Source organism: Pantoea sp. X-Soil-ISGK-355, from assembly GCF_059730805.1.
The window spans coordinates 3,539,369-3,559,536 of record NZ_AP035971.1; the positions used below are offsets into that span (position 1 = coordinate 3,539,369).

Below are 20,168 nucleotides of genomic sequence, written 5' to 3' on the forward strand. Positions count from 1 at the left end.
GCTAAAACTCAAACTGATAGAGCAAATCGAGAGCCTGATCCACACCGGACACGGCTTCCAGATAGAGTTTAGGCATCAGGCGGTAACGCAAGGTTAACGTCGCCAGTGAATCAAATATGCCAACACCGTATTTTACCTGCAGACCCGGTAGTACATAGCCACTGACCTGCACCTGCTGGCTGTCGCCAACACCCGCAGTATCAACGGCCAGATTACTGACACCGAATGTCTCCCCGATTTTACCCACAACCTGCCCACTTTGTGCAACCCCTAAGCCAACAAGAGCCGAAGTCAGGGCGTTACTGTCGCCGTCACTGCCCAGTCCCTGACCGCGCAGCAGGTAGGAAAGCGCTTCCTGTTGCGACATCGCCGGATCGGAGAAGACCTCTGCTTTCGGCTCATCGGCAAGGCCGGTGACGCGCAGACCGGCAGTGACGCCATCTTCAGTCGCATCCGGGTTACGGATGGCTTCCAGGTTGATGTAAGGCTGGTCCGGCGGGCCAGCAAACTGCAGTTCGCCTTTACGCACAATCAGATCCTGACCGTAGGCGTGGAAGCGACCTGATGGGATATTGATCTGACCGTTTAAGCCCAGTCCTGACCGATCCTGCACCATTTTCAGATCGCCATTCAGTTTCGCTTTCAGGCCAAATGCTGAGAGCCGCACATCGTTACCGACATGGATCACCAGATTACTGTTAATCGGAATCGCGGCGGTTTGCGGTGCGATTGGCTTCAGCTGTTTATCCAGCATCACTTCATCCGACGAGACGCCAGTGGCGCTTTCCGGCACTTCCTGCACCGTGATGCGCGCCCACGGAATGTCGACCCGGCCATCAAGGTTAAAGGCGGCTGGCGTCGCTTCAAATACCAGATCCGGCGAGACGTCCATACGCACCATCGGCGGCACGGTCACGCGAACCCGGCTGCCCTGCGCCGCAATGCGCGCACGCCAGTTATCAAGCTGACTCCAGTCCGCGTTACCGCTAAGGTTGATGTTGCCCTGCCCGGTCTGCACCAGCCCGTTCAGGGTCGAACTCATTCCGTTGAACACCAGATTCAGGTTAGCGGCAGTGAGATCGACCGGCATAAAGTTGCCATCCACATCGACACCCGTCAGACCAAGCTGACCAAACACCTGTGGCTGCTGGATGCTGCCACCCAGACGCAGGCTGCTGTTCAGGCTGCCTTTGATTTTCTCACCCTGCATCAGGGCCGGATTGAGCATCGCCAGCGAGATATTGCGGATGTTAACGTTGCCACCCAGCGTGCGGCGGTTTTGCGGATCGTCGATCTGCACACTGCCATCCAGCTGCCCGTTATTAGCGATGCGGATCAGCCAGTCGAGCTGGGCGCGTCCATTACGCAGCGCGGCATTGAGGTTCAGCGTATCAAAGGCGATGGGCAGGTTATTGCCCTGCACATCCTGCACCACTTTCACGCCATTGCCTTTCAGCGCCACGGTTCCGGTCGGCAGCGCGCCGTCGGCCGTCCAGTTGACGCGCACATCACCGCTGAACAGGCCGCTGAGTTGGGTCGCATCCGGCATAAACGGCTTCACCATCGCCAGGTCAAAGCGATTCAGCACGACATGCGCCTTGCCTTCCGGCCCGGCTTCTACCGGCTCTGGTACACAAATCTGTGCATTCGGGTTCTGCCAGCAGTGCGGCCCAATGGTCGCCGTCTGGCGGCTGTTGAGATAGTCGATGGCCATCGCGCGGGTCAGACGCCACTCGCCGACAGGCGTATCAAAGCGGGTATCGTTCAGCGAGCCTCTCCAGCGTTCGGTCTGGCGATCAAAGCTGCCATTGAGCGCCAGCTGGCCAGAGACCGGTTTGCCCTGCACATTCAGCTTCAGCTGATGCTGACGCTCGTTGCCATCCGCATTCAGCGTCAGCAGGCTGATGTTCAGCGCATCCTGCTTCAGTTGCTCGACGCGCAGTTGCAGTTTACCCGCCACCTGTTCGCCGGAACGCACATCGCCATTCAGCGTAACGCGATTAATTTGCATCTGCTGCCAGCGCAGACCACGACCGTTGAGATCGGCCAGCAGCTGCGGCGCCTTCAGGGTGCCGCGCGCTTTGAGGGTGCCGTTGACGACACCGCCCAGACCGGGCAGTGCATTATCGAGCTGCGGTGCGTCGATGCTGGCATCGAGATCCAGACTGTCACCCAACGCCCCTTTGACATCCAGATGGTTGCGTCCCAGCGCCAGCTTAATGCCCGGCACTGTCCACTGGTTGTAGCTGTTACCGGTCAGTGAGCCGTCAGCGGTCACGGCGTTCTGCTTCACGTTTCCTTTCAGCTGAAGCTGCGGCACACTCAACTGCCAGCTGCCGCCATAAAGGCTGCCGCGGGTGGTAATTTTTCCATCCAGCCGCGCCGGCCAGTCAGGATACTGTTTCGCGGTGTTGATCCCGGCCAGCGTCAGCTCACTGCGCCAGCTGATCGCCTTGCTCCAGTCCACCAGCGCGGTGAGATCGATGTTGCCCTGCAATGCAGCCACGCGCAGGCGATCCAGGCTGAACTGCTCAACATTGCCTTTACCCGTCAGCGAGATAGTGGCTGGTGGTACGGACTCGCCCTTCACGGCGGTTTGCAGTGACATCACATAGTCAGTGGCTTTGCCTTTGAACTGATAGTCCAGGTTATCCGCCTGGTACTGTACCGGGCCGGTTAACGGCCAGCGAAGCTGCGGGCTGGTCAGCTTCAGTGACAGCGGCAGTCCCGCCACCGCCAGCTGGGTCGTGGCGTCCAGCTGCGCATTCACCGGACCGGAGAGGTTCAGCCCCATCTTCAGCTCGTCGCGCATCGCGCCATTCAGTTTCAGCGCCAGCTTTTCGCCTTTAATCGGATCGGTGTTAACTGTACCGTTAAGGGAGAAATCGACCGGCCAGTTATCCGCCAGCGTCGCCTGACCACTACCCTTCAGGTTGCCGAGGTTCGAGTCCACCTCCAGCGTGCTGAGTTGCATCTGACGATCGGCGGTTTTAGCTTTCAGCAGCAACCGGCTGACGGAGATATCGGTATCGCCGGTAATGCGCAGCTGTTCGCCCAGAATCTGCTGAACCTCAATATCCAGCGGCAGACGGAAATCGGGCAGCGCAGGCAGCAGCGGTTGGGCAAACATCGCCTGCAGCGTTTCACCCAGCGGTTTCTCGGCAGGATGGGGCTCCTGGACTTTCGGTTCTACTACCTCGTCATTGACCACTTTCGCCGCTTTCGGCAGCGCAATCAGCAGGCTTTGAATATGGGTCGGATTCAGCGTCAGCGCGCGATCCTGCCATTGCAGGCCGGTAGTGAAGTCGAGCAGCGAGATCGCCGTGTCATCCACTTTGACATTGATGTTGTGCAGGCCAAGATGACGCAGCGTAATCGGGTATGGCGTGCTGAGGTTAGTGCTGCCACTCTCCTCTTCCGGCGCAGGTGCAGCAGGTGTCATCTTCTTGCTGTCAACGACCACGCTGATATCGTGCAGGGAGACGTCGTTAACGCACACGGAGGAGTGCAGCAGGCAGTTGAGATCCACCGCCAGATGAATCTGCCCGGCATCCACGCTGACGCCTGGCATTTCATAGCGCAGACCGTTGAGCGTCAGGTTACGCCAGCCGCCATCGACCTGTTTGATTGACAGGCCGGGCACCCAGCGCGATGCCCCTTTCAGCACTAAATGCAGCCCAGGCGTGGTACCGATTAAAAATGCCGCGCCGCCCAACAGCAGTACCAGAAAGATCAGAATACCGATCAGGACCTTTTTCCACAGCTTCATAGTTCTGGCCCCAGCCCTACGTAAAATTGTAATCCATGTGCCTCGTCATCCCCGATAGGTCTGGCGATATCAAATTTGATGGGGCCAACCGGTGAAGACCATCGTACGCCGACGCCCGCACCGGTTTTGACGTTACTTTGCTTGATGTCGTTAACCGCTTCGCCCGAGTCGACAAACACCGCGCCCCACCATTTCCCGGTGACGTTGTACTGATATTCCAACGATCCGGTGGCGAGTTTGGATGCACCGGTGAGTTTGCCGTCGTCATCACGCGGGGAAATGTTTTTGTATTTGTAGCCACGAATACTGCGGTCACCCCCGGCAAAGAAGCGCAGATCCGGCGGCACTTTGTCAAAGTCGTTGGTTTCGATCCAGCCAAGATTGCCGCGCGCCACAAAGCGATGGCTGTCGCCCAGCGTGCGGATCCAGACGTTTTGCGCCTGCAGGATCAGAAAGTCAACGTCCGAACCCCAGGTCGTATCAGAGACGTCCACCGAGTAGCGCTGTGAATCGCCCCAGGTCGGCATCAGACCGCCACGCGAACGGGTGCGGTTTACGCTGACGCCGGGATAGAGCAGCATCGTGGTGTTGGTCACGCTGCCCTGCGTAAAGTGGTCCAGGCTCCAGCGCAGGTTAACGGCCTTCTGCCAGCCGCTGCTGCTGTCCCAGTTGCGCGACATCGCCAGCGTCGTGGTATCGGCTTTCGTGTCGTTGAGGTCGGTGCGCTTCAGACCGCCAGAGAAGGTGTAATACTGCTCCAGCGGGCTTTTCAGCAGCGGCACTTTGTAGCTGAGATCGACCTGCTGTTCCGGCGCAGAAACGTAGGCGCTGGCCGCCAGGCTGTGGCCGCTGTCGTTGATCCACGGTTTTTTCCAGGTGCCTTTCAGGCGCGGACCGACATCTGTAGAGTAGCCGACACCGGTTTCAATAGTGTTTTCGGTGCGGGGCGACATCACGGCATTCAGCGGCAGGACTTTGGTCTGGCGTCCCTTGCTGAATTCCGGCGCGACCACCACCGAATTAAACCAGCCGGTGGCGGAAAGGCGGCGATTCAGTTCGGCTAAATCGCGGGAACTGTAGTAATCCCCCTCTTTGAACGGCACCAGATTCTGCAGGTACTCTTCGCGAATCTGCGACCCCTGGAACGTGACGTCGCCAAAGCGATAGCGCTCGCCGCTGTCGTAATCAATATCCCAGAAGGCTTCACGCCGCTCTACCGAGACGCCGAGCTGGCTTTTTTTAAACGTACCGTCGAAGTAGCCGTTACGCAGCGCAAGATTTGAGAAACCGCTTTTGAATTTGTCATATTGCCCGTGGTTAAGCTGCGCGCCCACTTTGGGCCGTCCCTGCTTCACCCAGGCTTTGTAATCGGGATCATTGCGCGCATCGCCTTCAACGACGATGGTGCTGCCGCCGATTTTGACAGGCTCGCCAGGGGTGACATGGGCCACTAATACCGGGCGTCCGCCCTGCGCAGGCGCGGGGCGGGATTCAAAATCGATGGTGGGCTCATAATAACCGAGTGCACGTAGCCCCTCTTTTATCGCAACAGAAACACGCGCGCGAAAACGGCCATCGTTAGAGACCTCATCGCTGCCGATGGTCGACAGGCGCGCCCTGACATTTCTCTGAAGATCCCCGGTTAAGCCGTCTACCTGTAATCGCACTGTCGCCGCCTCAAGGGCGGGCGCGGCAAGCAGCAGGCCAGCCATGCAATAAACATAAAATCGTGGCACCTGTACTCCTGTTAATCATGCCGGCCCCTTTTCCGCGGGGCACTTATTAATCATCTTTGCCCGCACTACCGCAACGGCAACACCCTCATCATAGCCGCACTTTATGGTAAACGGCGGCGCAACGCTGACATCTAAGTCAAATAACAGGGTATTGTCGGTAAATGAGGATCGCGATACAACTCCTGAGGAGTGGAATGATCAATTTCAGATGACTCAGCCAGATAAATCCGAGCCGATAACCGGCTGCTCTGGACGCTAATGCTGTCCGATGCGGCGGTTTGCCCTCTGGCGGCACAATGAGCGCTCCTGCTATAATCTGCCACCACAGGCATTCCGCCTGTTTTCATTTCTGCCCCGACATCTTTTTTCCTGTCGAACAGGCGCAGACATTTTTGGCACGGATAGCTGTGTTTCACGGATAAACCAACTCTGTTTGCGCTTACCCACGCTGCCCAGGCCAAAAATGACAAGTGGATAACCCTTTGGATCTCATATGTTAGATAGCTTACTTGTCATTCTGTTGCTGATCGTAATCAGTGCCTTTTTTTCTCTGTCAGAGATATCGCTGGCGGCCGCCCGTAAGATCAAACTCAAACTGCTGGCCGATGAAGGCAATGTTAATGCGCAGCGTGTGCTTAAAATGCAGGAAACGCCGGGCATGTTCTTCACCGTGGTGCAGATTGGCCTTAACGCCGTCGCCATCCTGGGCGGTATTGTCGGCGACGCCGCCTTTTCACCGGTTTTCAGCGGCCTGTTTAACCGCTTTGTCTCGCCAGAACTGGCAGAGCAGCTCAGCTTTATCTGCTCTTTCACCATCGTCACCAGCCTCTTTATCCTGTTCGCCGACTTAACGCCGAAACGGGTCGGCATGGTCGCCCCGGAAACCATCGCGCTGCGCATCATCAACCCAATGCGTTTCTGCCTGCTGGTGATGCGTCCGCTGGTGTTTCTGTTTAACGGCCTGGCCAACGTCTTCTTCCGTATATTCAAACTGCCGATGGTGCGCAAAGATGACATCACCTCTGACGACATCTATGCCGTCGTTGAAGCGGGTGCCCTGGCGGGCGTGCTGCGTAAGCAGGAGCATGAACTGATTGAAAACGTGTTTGAGCTGGAATCACGTACCGTTCCCTCTTCCATGACCTCGCGTGAGAATATCGTCTGGTTTGATCTGCATGAAGATGAAACCAGCCTCAAGACCAAAATCGCTGAGCATCCGCATTCTAAATTTCTGGTCTGCAGCGGTGATATCGATCATATCGTCGGTTATGTCGACTCTAAAGAGCTGCTGCTGCGTGTGCTGGGCAATCAGAGTATGGCGCTGAACAGCGGCCTGCAGATTCGCTCTGCGCTGATTGTGCCGGACACGCTGACCCTCTCCGAAGCGCTGGAAAGTTTTAAAACCGCTGGCGAAGATTTTGCGGTGATCATGAACGAGTATGCGCTGGTCGTGGGCATCATTACCCTGAATGACGTGATGACCACGCTGATGGGTGACCTGGTGGGCCAGGGCATGGAAGAGCAGATTGTGGCGCGCGATGAAAATTCATGGCTGGTTGAGGGCGGCACACCCATTGATGACGTAATGCGCGTGCTGGACATTGATGATTTCCCGCAGTCAGGCAACTACGAAACCATCGGCGGCTTTATGATGTATATGCTGCGTAAGATTCCGAAGCGTACTGATTTTGTGAAGTTTGCTGGCTACAAGTTCGAGGTGGTGGATATTGATAGCTATCGCATCGACCAGCTGCTGGTGACCCGCATCGACGAACGACCGCCGGTACTGAGCATGACGAAAAACGAAGAAGAGTAGAATGACTCAGGGCCAGGTTCAGACTGTCAAATAAAATAGTCTGACGGGCCAGACACTAAGGGCGCCATCGGCGCCCTTGATATTAGTTGAACTCAAGCTTGAGACGAACGACCTGGCGGTTAATTTCTGACATCACGCTCAGATGCTGTTTGTCTTTAACGCGCGGGATTAAGACTTTCCCTTTATCGAACTCGAACGCGCCAACGTCCTTGATATACAACCTTCCTTTGAACAGCGTTTTTACATATTTCGCTATTTGTAGCGGATTATAGCGCTGGAAGATCTTCATACTGACTAACTCCTGTACATTTTTAAAGCACGCTTCGCCGTTTCCAAATTTGGTTCCAGCCCATGAAGCGCGAATTCGCGATAACTATAGAACACTAAAATCGACTGGTGTTCCGAAAAGTGAATTTTTTTACTGAATTGACACATCATTACAGAACACTCTGTTATCAGCGTCATACAAGACAGTATAAACCTTCATTGGTTAAGGAATTGTGGTGTCCATAACAAACCTGACACCTTTCCATGACAGGCGCATCATCCCTGCTTACTATTGCAGTAAAATGACTAACTGGTCCGATCACTCAAGGAAATAGCAATGCGAAACATTCTGACCGCGGTGGCGCTGTCTTTGCTGATACCAGCAAGCGTGATGGCCCATGACCTCAGGCTGGGATCACGAGTCCCCGCCATTGGCGTCAACGATAAGGGCGAACTGTTATTACAGCAGAAGAAGTTTAGCTACAAAAACTGGAATAGCGCGCAGCTTAGTGGAAAAGTTCGCGTGGTCCAGCATATTGCTGGCCGCTCCTCCGCTAAAGAGATGAATGCGGCACTGATAGAGGCGATCAAGGCCGCGAAGTTGCCGCACGAGCGCTATCAGACCACCACTATCGTAAATACCGATGACGCCATTCCCGGCACCGGCATGTTTGTGCGCAGCAGCGTTGAGACCAACAAGCAGCAATATCCCTGGTCGCAGTTTGTCATCGACAGCAAGGGCAATGTGCAGCATGCCTGGCAGTTACAGTCGGGCGGTTCCGCCATTGTGGTACTGGATAAACAGGGCAAGGTGAGATTTGTGAAGGATGGATCGCTGACGCAGGATGAAGTGACAAAAGTGATGGCGCTGCTGGCCTCACTGCTGAAAGAGTAATCGCTGAAATCCCGGCGGTCACAGAGCGACCGTCGGCATTTCATAAGCCTGCAAATTCAGACAGCATTAAAACAGTGAGACGCGGAAGCCAGGATTAAGAAAGGATTCGCGCGGCGCGTAGTCCAGGGTTTTACCCTGCCAGTCATGAACATGGGCGCCAGCGGCCATCGCCACGGCATGACCCGCGCCGGTATCCCAGATGTTGGTTGGCCCGAAACGGGGATAGAGCTGGGCTTTCCCTTCCGCCACCAGGCAGAATTTCAGAGAAGAGCCGGTGGCGACGGTCTGATGTTCACCCAGCTGTTTCAGGTACTCTTTCATCTCGGCGTCATCGCCATGTGAGCGGCTTACCACCACCAGCGGAGGACGCGCGTCACGGGCATGAATCTGCTCACGCTGACCGCCCTCCTCTTTCCACGCTTTGCCATCTGCTGCGGAGTACATTACGCCCAGCACCGGCGCGTAAACCACGCCCATCACTGGCTTGCCCGCTTCGATCAGCGCAATATTGACGGTAAATTCGCCGTTACGCTTGATGAACTCTTTGGTGCCATCCAGCGGATCGACCAGCCAGTAACGCTGCCAGTGCTGACGCACCTCCCAGGCAGGGGGATCTTCTTCTGACAGCACCGGGATTTCAGGCGATAACTGCTTCAGGCCCTGCATGATAACGTGGTGCGCCGCGATATCTGCGGCGGTCACCGGTGAATCGTCCGATTTGTGAGAAACGTCAAGCGGCGCGGCATCGTTATAGACCTGCATAATCGCGTCGCCCGCTTCGCGTGCCAGTTGGCAGATTTGCTCTAACATTTTTCACCTCGTTGTGTCTGTCTGCTGCGGGATAGGTTCACCCCAGCTAGTGACATTTTAGCAGTTCAGCCTGCGGTGCTCATGCACAGGCAGGCTGACCCATCAATTTATAGATATATCAATACCATAGTTACACGCTTATCGCTACGCCTGCGCCGATGCGCCTCCGTCGTATAAGAATCCGCCGCTGGCTGATGCACCAAAACGTTATATCCATCACGATTTAAAATGACTATCTGTCATGCTTTTACATTATTTTGAGAGCCTTAATTTAATTTGCAGCAGGAGCAAGCATGTTTAAGCCCGGAATGATGTTACTGGCCCTGAGCGTTTCCGTCGCCACCCAGGCCGCAACGGTGGATTTGCGGATACTTGAAACCACCGATCTGCACAGCAATATGATGGATTTCGACTATTACAAAGACACGCCAACCGCGAAGTTTGGGCTGGTGCGAACCGCCACGCTGATTCACACTGCGCGCCAGGAGGTGAAGAACAGTCTGCTGGTCGATAATGGTGACATCATCCAGGGCAGCCCGCTGGGTGACTATATGGCGGCCAAAGGGTTACGTGATGGCGAGATTCATCCGGTCTATAAGGCGCTCAACACCCTGGATTACAGCGTCGGTAACCTCGGTAATCATGAATTCAATTATGGCTTGCCCTACCTGAAAAAAGCGCTGGCAGGCGCCCGCTTTCCTTATGTGAACGCCAACGTGATTGATGTGAAGAGCGGCAAGCCGCTGTTTACCCCATATATCATCAAATCCACCACGGTGGTTGATCGTGAGGGGAAAACACAGACCCTGAAGGTTGGCTATATCGGCTTTGTGCCGCCGCAGATCATGGTGTGGGATAAAGCCAACCTGCAGGGCAAGGTACGGGTCGATGACATCACCGAAACGGCACGCCGCTACGTGCCTGAGATGCGTGCGCAGGGTGCCGATCTGATTATTGCTATCCCTCACTCCGGCCTGAGCAGCGAGCCGTATCACACGATGGCGGAAAACTCGGTTTACTATCTCAGCCAGGTAGAAGGCATCAATGCCATCCTGTTTGGTCATGCACATGCAGTCTTCCCCAGTGAGGAGTTCGCCGCCATTAAGGGTGCAGACATCGCTAACGGCACGCTGAACGGGATTCCGGCAGTGATGCCAGGCATGTGGGGCGATCATCTGGGTGTGGTCGATCTGGTGCTGAGCAATAAAGATGGACACTGGCAGGTAAGCAGCGGCAAAGCACAGGCGCGGCCAATTTATGACATCGCCGCAAAGAAATCACTGGCCGCAGAGGATCCGACGCTGGTAAAAGTGCTCGCTGACGATCACCGCGCGACACGGGAGTTTGTGGCGAAACCCATCGGCAAGTCCGCCGATGTGATGTACAGCTATCTGTCGCTGGTTCAGGACGACCCAACCGTGCAGATCGTCAATAATGCTCAACGCGCCTATGTGGAGCACTTTATTCAGGGCGATCCGGATCTGGGCCGACTGCCGGTACTCTCCGCTGCTGCGCCGTTTAAAGCGGGCGGACGTAAAAACGACCCATCAAGCTACACCGAAGTGGAGAAAGGCGCGCTGACCTTCCGTAACGCCGCCGACCTTTATCTCTATCCCAATACGCTGGTGGTGATGAAAGTCACAGGCGCACAGGTCAAAGAGTGGCTGGAGTGTTCTGCGGGCCAGTTTAACCAGATCGATCCACACAGCAGCAAAACGCAGTCGCTGATCAACTGGGATTTCCGCACCTATAACTTCGATGTGATCGATGGGGTAAATTACCAGATCGATGTGACTCAACCCGCGCGCTACGACGCGGAGTGTAAACTGATCCACCCGGATGCTTCACGTATCCGCCAGCTTACCTGGCAGGGTAAGCCCGTCGATCCGCAGGCCACTTTCCTGGTCGCGACCAATAACTATCGCGCTTACGGCGGCAAGTTTGCTGGCACCGGGGATAAGTACATTGCCTTTGCTTCGCCGGACGAGAACCGGGCAGTGGTTGCGGCTTATATCAGCGCGGAAACCAAAGCACACGGTGAAGTGCAGCCGAAGGCGGACAATAACTGGCGTCTGGCACCGATTACCGCATCCACCCCGCTCAATATTCAGTTTGAAACGGCACCGGGTGATAAGGCGACCAACTTTATTCAGCAGCATGCGCAATATCCGCTTCAGCCCAAAGGCACAGATGCGATTGGCTTTGCGCTGTGGCAGGTGAATTTACAGCAAAAATAAGGCGGGAGAAAAACGCTGCAACCGGATTGGTTGCAGCGTCCGGGTATTACAGAATTTCCAGCAGTTCGACTTCGAAGATCAGGGTGCTGAATGGTGGGATAGAGGCACCCGCACCGCGCTCGCCATACGCGAGGTTCTGTGGGATCACCAGTTCCCATTTTGAGCCAACCGGCATCAGGGTCAGTGCTTCGATCCAGCCAGGGATAACACCACTTACCGGGAATTCAGCCGGTTCGCCACGGGCAACCGAGCTGTCGAATACGCTGCCGTCGATCAGTTTGCCGGTGTAATGAACGCGTACGCGATCCTGACGTGATGGGATTGGACCTTCGCCCTGAGTAATCACGCTGAACTGCAGGCCTGATTCGGTGCTGCTCACGCCTTCACGCTGCGCATGTTCCTGCAGGAACGCCTGACCTTCTGCTGCCATGGCTTCGGTGCGCTCACGGCGCACGCCTTCTGCACGTTCGTGTACTTCACGCAGTGCGCGATGAACCACGTCAACCGGTACGGCCGGTGAGTTCCCTTCCAGCGCGTCGCGCAGACCCGCGAGCAGTGCTTCTGGTTGCAGACCCTGCAGACCAGATTCCAGCAACTGCTGGCCAACCTGTAAACCAATACCGTAACTTGCTTGTGCTTCGACGCTGTCGAAAGAAGGGGTAGTCATCTTCGTTCCTTTCACTCTCGGATAAATTCGAACCGGCAGCATAGCAGTGCAGGCCGCTGGCGTAAAATGCCCTGCGTCGCAGATGACTTTTACTGATGAAAGAGAAACAATAGAGCCGTCAAATTTATCAATGCTGGCAGGCACTTCGCGCCGGTATTGCCCATACTATAACTATCGATGGGGATCAACCCGTCTGTAGCACCTGAATAAGAGAGTAAACATGGGCCAGATTGCCCCACGCCGCCGCAGGATGCGTGCACAACATATTGTAACCCGGCTACAGACCTGGCTGGCCGCACGCAGGCCGCAGCAGCCTGCCGGAGAGGAGGAACCCCGAATGGCTTCAGACGCGTCATCCCGCCTGCCGAGCTGGCTACAGCGTATCTGGCATTTTACCGACCACATTCGCTGGATGGATCCGCTGCCAGCGCCGCACCGCCGGGGCATCGTAGCTGCCCTGCTGGTGATACTGGTGGCGTTTCTCTGGCCCGCCAGTACATTGCGCTATCCGGTTGAGCAGCCTGTTACACCCTCGGCTGAGAAGGAGGTACCGATGCAGGCGGATATTTATGAAAACAACGGTACCCGCCAGCCTTCATCCTCACAATCTCAGCAGACGCCAAAAGCCGATTCTCAGGGGGAATGGCGTAACCTCACCATCGCTTCCGGTCAGACGCTGGCGCAGCTGTTCCGTGACAACAGTCTGCCGGTCAATGATGTGTTTGCGATGGCGCGGGTAGAGGGTAGCGATCAGCCGCTCAGCACACTGAAAAGTGGTCAGCAGGTAAAAATCCGTCAGGATGCGCAGGGTGCAGTAACAGGTCTGACGGTGGAGGGCGCTAACGGCCCGGTGCTGTTTACCCGTCAGCCCGATGGCAGCTTTATTCGCGCGCAGTAATGCGAACAGCGGATAAACAAAGGTATAAAAACAAAAACGCCGGCACAGGGCCGGCGTTGATGTCGTGCTTAGTTAATCAGGATTAACCAGCAACAACTTTCACGTTCAGTTTAGCGAAGACTTCGCTGTGAACCTGGAAGCTTACTTCATGCTCACCGGTAGTGCGCAGAACGCCGTTCGGCAGACGAACTTCGCTCTTAGCAACTTCAACGCCTGCTGCAGTCACTGCATCAGCGATGTCGCGGGTACCGATTGAACCGAACAGTTTACCTTCATCGCCTGCTTTAGACGTGATGGTTACCGTGCCCAGTGCATTGATTTTCTCAGCGCGTGCAGTTGCTGCAGACTGAACGTCAGCCAGTTTGGCTTCCAGTTCAGCACGGCGTGCTTCGAAGAACTCAACGTTTTTCCTGGTGGCAGGAACAGCTTTGCCCTGTGGTACCAGGAAGTTACGAGCGTAGCCCGCTTTAACGTTAACCTGATCACCCAGGGTGCCAAGGTTTGCTACTTTATCAAGCAGAATAACTTGCATTACCTTATCCTCTTAAAGTCGTTAATGGACAGTTGCCGATTACTGATGACGATCAGTGTACGGCAGCAGAGACAGGTAACGCGCACGCTTGATGCAGCGAGCCAACTGACGCTGGTATTTTGCACGAGTACCGGTGATACGGCTCGGGACAATTTTACCGCTTTCGGTAATGTAGTTTTTCAACGTTGCGATGTCTTTGTAATCGATCTCAACAACGCCTTCCGCGGTGAAACGGCAGAACTTGCGACGACGGAAATAACGTGCCATTAGGCTAGTCTCCAGAATCTATCAATTCAATCTGCTCGGCATGGAACACCACTTTGCTCTGGCCATTTCGTGCCTGATGGCAACTAATGAAGCCGTCGAGTGTGAGTTGCGTGCCGACCGTTATATGTTGAGTAATCACCTGATGGGCGCTGCCGCTAATAATAACAGGCATACGACACCAGGCTTGCCGGTGAAACCCGGCCTCCTCCTGCACTGAGCGGTGCTCAAGCACGAACTGACAGTGAGGAATTCCTGACGGGCTAACTCTTCGAACCGGTGTCCTGCACACAGTGCCTGACAGGCGAAGTCGATTGACCGTCACGATGGATTACTCTTCAGAATCCCCAGCATCTGACTCATCAGCGGATTCGTTAGCAAAATCTTCGCGACGATCACGACGCTCATCTTTCGCTTTAACCATCGGCGATGCTTCAGTTACCGCGTTTTTAACGCGCATAACCATGCTACGGATAACGGCGTCGTTGAAGCGGAAGTTCGTTTCCAGCTCATCGATCGCTTCCTGCGGCGCTTCAACGTTCATCAGAACGTAATGCGCTTTGTGCAGTTTGTTGATCGGGTAAGCCAGCTGACGGCGGCCCCAGTCTTCCAGACGGTGAATCGTGCCTTCTGCACCAGTGATAGCACCAGTGTAACGCTCGATCATGCCAGGAACCTGTTCGCTCTGGTCAGGATGAACCATAAATACGATTTCGTAATGACGCATCGAAATTGCTCCTTACGGATTATTCAGCCTCCTGTCGGGGTCAACCGCGGCCCATGGAAGCAAGGAACGTTATAGGCTGTGTCCCACAAAGGTTCGCTGTGACGAGCGTTTGTGGGACACAGCCTGAGAATGCGGCTGAAAAATTGACGCGTAATCATACTGGTGACGGCCCGTGAACTCAAGCGCACATTTAAACAAATTGCCGGTAGCGTGCCAGATACCGTGGCTTTTTGTGCTAATGGCGTGAATACAGCGGGTTAAGGCCGCTTTGTTCAAAAACGCTGACGAAGAGGTTCAGAGGAACGATCTGGCGATACTATGCTCAGTCGCTAAACTGAATAAAGACGCGACGATTCGCTTCGTGGCGTCATTCAGAGTGTGTTCCCTGAAGTGAGGAGTCGGGCATGAAAACGTTCGTCATCGCCACTTTACTGGGTCTCTTCCTGTCTCCACCCGCTCTTGCCAGCTATGCTGACTGTGCGCAGCAGATGAGAAGTCACAGCAGCGAAGCGGCATCGGGTTATGTCTACGTTAACCGTCTGGATACGCCGGAAAGAAACCCGGTCAATGCGCCTGCCAGAACAGCAGAAAAATCGTCTGCACACTGGTAAGTGCCGGTAAGTTTACGGGCGGCAGAGTTCTTCTACGCCCGTTCATTGTTCAAAGCTGATCTTTAAAAAAGCTGACCAGCGCCGTCAATGCGGATGGGGTGATCTTATGCCCAATCTGCTTTTCCGATAGCGTGGTCAGATGCTGCGCCAGCCCGTTTTCACGCAGTGCGCGCTCCAGTCGGACGCTCTCCGCCCAGGGCACCACCTCATCCGCCTCGCCGTGCCATAACAGCAGCGGTCGGTTTGCCAGTGCCTGCAGACGATTGCAGGGATCATAGTCCGCCAGCGGTGCCATGCGGGCCGCAAACTGCGCCTTCTGCTCTGGCGTGTCGGCCACCAGCGGCGGAAAGAGCGACTCGCTGAGCTGCATAAAATAGCCCGATCCCATCATGCAGGCGACACTTTGAATCTGTGGATAACGCGCCATCGCACCCAGCGCCGTCATCCCGCCCATCGACGCACCTGCCACGGCGAAATGCCCGTCAGCGATCAGATTCTTATTACGCAGCGCAGTCTCCAGCAGCGGCAGCTCATCAATGTTCTGCTTCAGTATTTCCCAGAAGTGGCCCAGGCGTGCTTCGGCGTCACCGTGAAAACGCGCGCCGTGCAGCTCGGCATCCGGCATGACTGCACGAAATCCCGCCTGCGCCAGCGCAACGGCGAAGTAGGCGTAGACCTCTTTTGATGAGGTGAAGCCGTGATAAAACAGTACGGTCGGCAGCGGCTGATTCCGCTGTCCGGCAGGCGTGGCGTGCAGGCATTCGATACCGGCCAGCGTTTCTGTGGTGAGTTCAATCATGGTCTCTCCTGAGCGGGGGCAAGGCGTGCCGTTCAAGTGTACGTTTCTGCGGGTTAATTTGCGAAATTCCCCGCTGCGCTTAGTTATGCTTTTCCACGCTAAACTTTTTCCACAGCGTGCCGTTGATCGTGTATTCCCCTAACTTGATCAAAGGTAATTTATGAAGCGTCTCTCTCTCAGCGGACTGAGTCTCGGAGTTAAGCTGTCTGTACTGACGTCTCTCAGCGTAGCGCTGCTGTTGCTGGTACTGACCCTGACTCAAAGCCACAACGCCTCGCGCCAGCTGGAAAATCTCGCCATTGATGACATGCACTACCAGGTGCAGGGCATCTATGAAATGACTACCATGTTTAACGCCACCCTCACCGAAGAGGTGGCTCACTACACCGATTTATTTACCAGTTTCCTGCCCAGGCGCTTTAGCCTGGATGAAAGCTCGCGGGTGCAGGTGGGTACCATTTCGACGCCGGTGCTGCGTGCCGGATTAAAAACGCTGAACCTCGATCAGACCGCGGTTGACGATTTCACCGACCGCACTGCCGCTGTGGCGACCATTTTCGTGCGCGATGGTGATGATTTTGTCCGTGTTTCAACCTCGCTGAAAAAAGAAGATGGCAGTCGCGCCATCGGTACGCAGTTGGACCGCAGCGGTGCCGCCTGGAAGAGTGTTCACCAGGGCGAAGTCTACCGCGGCCTGGCCACGCTGTTCGGCCATCGCTACATCACGCAGTATCAGCCGGTAAAAGATGAGAGTGGCAAAGTCGTCGCCATCCTGTTTGTCGGTGTTGGCATTGATAAGCAGTATGCCCTGATGCGCGAGAAAATCCTGGCGCGACGGCTGGGCGACAGCGGCCATTTCTATGTGCTCAACGGCACGCCAGGCAAGAATCAGGGCGAGTATCTGTTCGATCAGCAAAATGAAGGGAAACGGCCAGACTGGGATGACGCGACACTTCAGCCCTTGTTGACGCAGCCGCAGGGTATGCAGCAGGTGGAGATCAACGGTAAACAGCAGATGCTGGCATGGCAGCAGCTGCCGGGCTGGAACTGGGTGATTACCGGTGAAGTTAACCGTGCCAGCCTGCTCGCCCCGATTACCCACAGCCGTAACCTGTTCCTGATTACCGGACTGATTCTGGTGGTGATCTTCGCACTGGGGTTTGTCTGGTACAGCCGCCGGGCGATTACCCGTCCGCTACAGCAGGTGATCCATCTGGCGGAGCAGTATGCCGCCGGAAATCTGCAGGTCCATATGGATACCCGCCGTCGTGATGAAGTCGGTCAGTTGATTATTGCGATTAACGGCATTGGCGATGGGCTGGAAAAAATCGTCGGCCAGGTGCGCGGCGCGGCGCAGGAGATCAGCGACGGCACGGACACCATCGCGGCCAGCAGCCATAACATCAGCGAGCAGATCGGGCGTCAGGCCAGCAGCGTGGAGCAGACCTCTGCCAGCATGGAGCAGTTTGGTGCCACGGTCGAACACACCGCTGACAGCCTGCGTCAGGCGATGTCACTGGTGGCCGAAGCCAGCGATATCGTCAGTCATGGCAGCCAGACGGTGGTGCACTCGGTTAACACCATGTCGGCCATTAAGGTGTCATCGCAAAGCATTGCGGATATCACCCATGTGATTGAGTCGATCGCCTTCCAGACCAATATTCTGGCACTGAATGCGGCCGTTGAAGCGGCACGAGCCGGTGAACAGGGCCGTGGCTTTGCTGTGGTGGCTGCAGAAGTGCGTGCGCTGGCACAGCGTTCCGCGCAGGCCGCCAAAGAGATTGATGGATTGATTGCCACCTCTATCAGCAACGTGGCGGAGGGACACCAGCTCTCTGAGCAGACGCGTGATGCGATGACCAACATTGTGACCCACATCGAACAGGTGCAGGCGCTGATGGGCGAGATCAACGTGGCAGCGCAGGAGCAGGCGGCGGGTATCGGCCAGGTGAATCTGGCGATGAACCAGATCAGCCAGGCAACCCATCAGAACAGTGAACTGGTGGCACAGGCAGAACACAGCGCACAGAACCTGAGTGATAAAGGGCATCACCTGACTCAGCTGGTCAGCGTTTTCAGCCTTAAATCCTGACGTCATTCAGGACGATGACATACACTTATTGTTTCGTCCTGAACAGGGGTTTGGCTATGCGTTCCGCTTACTTACTGATCATCAGTCTGTTGCTGGCAGGCTGTTCCGCGCTTGAAACCACGCCAAAAGCCCCGCCTGCGCCAACCCAACAGGCGCAGGAAATTTCACGGGCACAGAGTGGCGGTTTGCCGAAGCTGGGTAACATTACTGTTAACGTGCATGGCTCACCGGATGATGCCCAGCGGGCCATCGCCGCCCAGGCTAATCAGGCTGGCGCGGCTTACTATCAGATCGTGATGCTAAGCGAAACCGTGATGCCCGGTTTATGGTACGCCAGCGCAATTCTGTATGGTGCCTCACCGGCCACAGGCGCGGGCCAGTAACCGGTCAGTCACTGCAGCCTCAGACGGGTGTGAACCCCGCTGGTCGAGCCACTGCTGGCACCACGCATCCGCCAGCGGTGGCTCACTGTATTTCAGTAGCTGAGCGCCTGTCGCCAGCTGCAGCAGCGCGTGGGTGACGTCGCGCGCCTGCTCTTCGGGAACGTTCTTAAGCCTCAGTCGCAGCTGACGCCAGCGCGTATCGAAATGACGATTACTCCCTTTTACCGCCTCAAACTCCTGACTCAGCATCTCAGTCACCTCTGCGTGACGGGCGAGTACGCGCAGAACGTCAAGACACATCACATTGCCCGATCCTTCCCAGATGCTGTTGACAGGCATGTCACGATAGAGGCGCGGCAGCTCACTCGCTTCGCAGTAGCCGATGCCCCCCAGCACTTCCATCGATTCCGCCACAAACGGCGCACCCGCTTTGCAAATCACATATTTTGCCGCTGGCGTAAATAAACGGGCAAAGGCGACCTCATGCGGTTTGGCCGGTTGTGACCAGGCACGAGCCAGCCGCATCAGCAAGGCGGTTTGCCCCTCAAGCTGCAGCGCCTGCTGTGCCAGAACCTGACGCATCAGTGGCTGATCCACCAGATTTTTTCCCATGACCTGACGCTGATGGGCATGCCAGATCGCCACTGAGAAGGCACGCCGCATCTGGCCATGACTGCCGAGCGCGCAGTCAAAGCGCGTCATACCGGCCATTTTCAGGATCAGTCGTACGCCTTCGCCCTCCTCACCCAGCAGCCAGCCGGTCGCGTCGCGAAATTCCACTTCGCAGCTGGCATTTGAGCGATTGCCCAGCTTATCTTTGAGCTGCTCAAGCTGGATGGCGTTGCGTGACCCATCGGGCAACAGACGCGGCAGGAAAAAACAGCTTAATCCCTCGGGCGTCTGGGCCAGGACCAGATGCGCATCGCTCTGCGGCACTGAGAAGAACCACTTGTGACCGGTCAGTCGGTAGGCTTCTCCCGCGCCGCGCGCCCCCAGCGGCTCGGCACGGGTGGTGCTGGTAAGCAGATCGCTGCCGCCCTGCTTTTCTGTCATGCCCATCCCGATCAGCAATCCGCGTTTCTGGTCGCCAGGCTGTGTATGCGTGTCGTAGCGGTCGCTGAGCAGCGGATCGAGCCAGCTTTCAAACGCGGCGGGCAGATAAGTCTGCAGCAGCGGAATGGCGGCGTGCGTCATGGTCACCGGGCAGAGCGTACCCGCATCTACCTGTGCGTGCAGAATAAAGCGTGCAGCGCGCGCTACGCTGGCCTGTTCACGCACCGTCGGTTGCCAGCTGAGATTGTGCAGACGACTGGCGCAGACGCCCTGCATCAGCAGATGCCAGGCAGGATGAAAGCGAATCTCATCCAGGCGCACGCCACGGGCATCGTAGCGCAGCAGTTCAGGCGGTTCAGCGTTGGCGAGTCGGCCCAGCTCCAGCGACTCGGCGCTGCCCAGCTGGCGGCCGACTGACGCCAGCCATTCCCCATCCCATCCGGCGCCTTCGCGTGACAGTGCCTCGCCAAGCGGCGTGTCGGACAGGAACAGGTTACTGTTGCTCAGAGGATGGGGCTGATTAAAAACGGTGTGTGTTGTCCAGGTCATAACCACTCCTCGCGGATGTCACTCAGTAAGTATACCCGTCGTCTTTCAAGCTGCATTTTTGTT

Annotated in this window: 18 protein-coding genes; 7 read left to right on the top strand and 11 right to left on the bottom strand. The window is 56.1% G+C overall.

The window, feature by feature from the left end:
• Window position 1: 1 nt before the first annotated feature.
• Window positions 2–3,769: an autotransporter assembly complex protein TamB gene (gene tamB / locus AC6I8J_RS16205; protein WP_480343542.1), complete on the bottom strand. Its 3,768-nt coding sequence runs from the start codon at window positions 3,767–3,769 to the stop codon at window positions 2–4.
• Window positions 3,766–5,481, bottom strand: a complete 1,716-nt coding sequence (tamA, locus tag AC6I8J_RS16210) for an autotransporter assembly complex protein TamA (protein ID WP_202604986.1) — start codon at window positions 5,479–5,481, stop codon at window positions 3,766–3,768. The genes tamB and tamA overlap by 4 nt, the downstream gene beginning before the upstream one ends.
• Window positions 5,482–5,998: 517 nt before the next feature.
• On the opposite strand from tamA, the gene paeA reads away from it, so the two are divergent.
• On the top strand, window positions 5,999–7,321 hold the full coding sequence (paeA, locus tag AC6I8J_RS16215) for a polyamine export protein PaeA (protein ID WP_480343541.1): 1,323 nt from the start codon (window positions 5,999–6,001) through the stop codon (window positions 7,319–7,321).
• A gap of 82 nt (window positions 7,322–7,403) precedes the next feature.
• On the opposite strand, the gene AC6I8J_RS16220 is transcribed toward paeA, so the two are convergent.
• A complete protein-coding gene (locus AC6I8J_RS16220; protein WP_003855513.1) occupies window positions 7,404–7,610 on the bottom strand; it encodes a DUF1107 domain-containing protein in 207 nt (68 codons plus the stop codon).
• Between the two features lie 315 nt (window positions 7,611–7,925).
• Here AC6I8J_RS16220 and AC6I8J_RS16225 point away from each other — a divergent pair, with 315 nt between their 5' ends.
• The gene (locus AC6I8J_RS16225) at window positions 7,926–8,483 is read left to right on the top strand and encodes a YtfJ family protein (protein ID WP_161734852.1); all 558 of its coding nucleotides are present in this window, start codon (window positions 7,926–7,928) and stop codon (window positions 8,481–8,483) included.
• Between the two features lie 66 nt (window positions 8,484–8,549).
• On the opposite strand, the gene cysQ is transcribed toward AC6I8J_RS16225, so the two are convergent.
• On the bottom strand, window positions 8,550–9,293 hold the full coding sequence (cysQ, locus tag AC6I8J_RS16230; RefSeq protein WP_161734855.1) for a 3'(2'),5'-bisphosphate nucleotidase CysQ: 744 nt from the start codon (window positions 9,291–9,293) through the stop codon (window positions 8,550–8,552).
• Window positions 9,294–9,586: 293 nt separating this feature from the next.
• Between cysQ and AC6I8J_RS16235 the strand changes: the two genes are divergently transcribed.
• Window positions 9,587–11,530 (top strand): bifunctional 2',3'-cyclic-nucleotide 2'-phosphodiesterase/3'-nucleotidase, encoded by a 1,944-nt coding sequence (locus tag AC6I8J_RS16235; protein WP_497825575.1) that lies wholly within the window; start codon window positions 9,587–9,589, stop codon window positions 11,528–11,530.
• A gap of 46 nt (window positions 11,531–11,576) precedes the next feature.
• Here AC6I8J_RS16235 and bamJ read toward each other — a convergent pair whose 3' ends face one another.
• Complete coding sequence (bamJ, locus tag AC6I8J_RS16240; protein ID WP_010256433.1) at window positions 11,577–12,197, bottom strand: BamJ family beta-barrel-assembly machinery protein; 621 nt, start codon at window positions 12,195–12,197, stop codon at window positions 11,577–11,579.
• A gap of 220 nt (window positions 12,198–12,417) precedes the next feature.
• Between bamJ and AC6I8J_RS16245 the strand changes: the two genes are divergently transcribed.
• Window positions 12,418–13,095: a LysM-like peptidoglycan-binding domain-containing protein gene (locus AC6I8J_RS16245; protein ID WP_161734861.1), complete on the top strand. Its 678-nt coding sequence runs from the start codon at window positions 12,418–12,420 to the stop codon at window positions 13,093–13,095.
• 82 nt (window positions 13,096–13,177) lie between these two features.
• Here AC6I8J_RS16245 and rplI read toward each other — a convergent pair whose 3' ends face one another.
• From rplI to rpsF, 4 genes are read right to left on the bottom strand one after another with little or no spacing between them, the layout of a single operon-like run.
• Window positions 13,178–13,627, bottom strand: coding sequence for a 50S ribosomal protein L9 (gene rplI / locus AC6I8J_RS16250; RefSeq protein WP_161734864.1), 450 nt, complete (start codon window positions 13,625–13,627; stop codon window positions 13,178–13,180).
• Between the two features lie 39 nt (window positions 13,628–13,666).
• Window positions 13,667–13,894, bottom strand: a complete 228-nt coding sequence (gene rpsR, locus AC6I8J_RS16255) for a 30S ribosomal protein S18 (protein WP_002210155.1) — start codon at window positions 13,892–13,894, stop codon at window positions 13,667–13,669.
• A gap of 4 nt (window positions 13,895–13,898) precedes the next feature.
• Window positions 13,899–14,216 (bottom strand): primosomal replication protein N, encoded by a 318-nt coding sequence (priB, locus tag AC6I8J_RS16260; RefSeq protein ID WP_013359169.1) that lies wholly within the window; start codon window positions 14,214–14,216, stop codon window positions 13,899–13,901.
• Between the two features lie 6 nt (window positions 14,217–14,222).
• The gene (gene rpsF, locus AC6I8J_RS16265) at window positions 14,223–14,618 is read right to left on the bottom strand and encodes a 30S ribosomal protein S6 (protein WP_003855334.1); all 396 of its coding nucleotides are present in this window, start codon (window positions 14,616–14,618) and stop codon (window positions 14,223–14,225) included.
• Window positions 14,619–15,022: 404 nt separating this feature from the next.
• Between rpsF and AC6I8J_RS16270 the strand changes: the two genes are divergently transcribed.
• The gene (locus tag AC6I8J_RS16270; protein WP_013359170.1) at window positions 15,023–15,229 is read left to right on the top strand and encodes a hypothetical protein; all 207 of its coding nucleotides are present in this window, start codon (window positions 15,023–15,025) and stop codon (window positions 15,227–15,229) included.
• A 49-nt stretch (window positions 15,230–15,278) separates the two neighbouring features.
• Here AC6I8J_RS16270 and yjfP read toward each other — a convergent pair whose 3' ends face one another.
• A complete protein-coding gene (gene yjfP, locus AC6I8J_RS16275; RefSeq protein ID WP_253420175.1) occupies window positions 15,279–16,028 on the bottom strand; it encodes an esterase in 750 nt (249 codons plus the stop codon).
• A gap of 160 nt (window positions 16,029–16,188) precedes the next feature.
• Here yjfP and AC6I8J_RS16280 point away from each other — a divergent pair, with 160 nt between their 5' ends.
• Window positions 16,189–18,120 carry a methyl-accepting chemotaxis protein gene (locus tag AC6I8J_RS16280; RefSeq protein WP_497825576.1) on the top strand — a complete coding sequence of 644 codons (1,932 nt, stop codon included), beginning with the start codon at window positions 16,189–16,191 and terminating at the stop codon, window positions 18,118–18,120.
• A gap of 56 nt (window positions 18,121–18,176) precedes the next feature.
• Window positions 18,177–18,503, top strand: a complete 327-nt coding sequence (bsmA, locus tag AC6I8J_RS16285) for a biofilm peroxide resistance protein BsmA (protein ID WP_033734041.1) — start codon at window positions 18,177–18,179, stop codon at window positions 18,501–18,503.
• Here bsmA and AC6I8J_RS16290 read toward each other — a convergent pair.
• The gene (locus AC6I8J_RS16290) at window positions 18,477–20,105 is read right to left on the bottom strand and encodes an isovaleryl-CoA dehydrogenase (RefSeq protein WP_161734877.1); all 1,629 of its coding nucleotides are present in this window, start codon (window positions 20,103–20,105) and stop codon (window positions 18,477–18,479) included. The genes bsmA and AC6I8J_RS16290 overlap by 27 nt on opposite strands.
• Window positions 20,106–20,168: the final 63 nt, after the last annotated feature.

Coding starts and splice junctions, on each gene's coding strand:
- AC6I8J_RS16245 (WP_161734861.1), top strand. CDS start 12,418: ATGGGCCAGATTGCCCCACGCCGCCGCAGGATGCGTGCACAACATATT.
- cysQ (WP_161734855.1), bottom strand. CDS start 9,293: ATGTTAGAGCAAATCTGCCAACTGGCACGCGAAGCGGGCGACGCGATT.
- tamB (WP_480343542.1), bottom strand. CDS start 3,769: ATGAAGCTGTGGAAAAAGGTCCTGATCGGTATTCTGATCTTTCTGGTA.
- rpsR (WP_002210155.1), bottom strand. CDS start 13,894: ATGGCACGTTATTTCCGTCGTCGCAAGTTCTGCCGTTTCACCGCGGAA.
- tamA (WP_202604986.1), bottom strand. CDS start 5,481: ATGGCTGGCCTGCTGCTTGCCGCGCCCGCCCTTGAGGCGGCGACAGTG.
- AC6I8J_RS16220 (WP_003855513.1), bottom strand. CDS start 7,610: ATGAAGATCTTCCAGCGCTATAATCCGCTACAAATAGCGAAATATGTA.
- AC6I8J_RS16225 (WP_161734852.1), top strand. CDS start 7,926: ATGCGAAACATTCTGACCGCGGTGGCGCTGTCTTTGCTGATACCAGCA.
- AC6I8J_RS16270 (WP_013359170.1), top strand. CDS start 15,023: ATGAAAACGTTCGTCATCGCCACTTTACTGGGTCTCTTCCTGTCTCCA.
- bsmA (WP_033734041.1), top strand. CDS start 18,177: ATGCGTTCCGCTTACTTACTGATCATCAGTCTGTTGCTGGCAGGCTGT.
- rplI (WP_161734864.1), bottom strand. CDS start 13,627: ATGCAAGTTATTCTGCTTGATAAAGTAGCAAACCTTGGCACCCTGGGT.
- AC6I8J_RS16235 (WP_497825575.1), top strand. CDS start 9,587: ATGTTTAAGCCCGGAATGATGTTACTGGCCCTGAGCGTTTCCGTCGCC.
- bamJ (WP_010256433.1), bottom strand. CDS start 12,197: ATGACTACCCCTTCTTTCGACAGCGTCGAAGCACAAGCAAGTTACGGT.
- AC6I8J_RS16280 (WP_497825576.1), top strand. CDS start 16,189: ATGAAGCGTCTCTCTCTCAGCGGACTGAGTCTCGGAGTTAAGCTGTCT.
- paeA (WP_480343541.1), top strand. CDS start 5,999: ATGTTAGATAGCTTACTTGTCATTCTGTTGCTGATCGTAATCAGTGCC.
- AC6I8J_RS16290 (WP_161734877.1), bottom strand. CDS start 20,105: ATGACCTGGACAACACACACCGTTTTTAATCAGCCCCATCCTCTGAGC.
- rpsF (WP_003855334.1), bottom strand. CDS start 14,618: ATGCGTCATTACGAAATCGTATTTATGGTTCATCCTGACCAGAGCGAA.
- yjfP (WP_253420175.1), bottom strand. CDS start 16,028: ATGATTGAACTCACCACAGAAACGCTGGCCGGTATCGAATGCCTGCAC.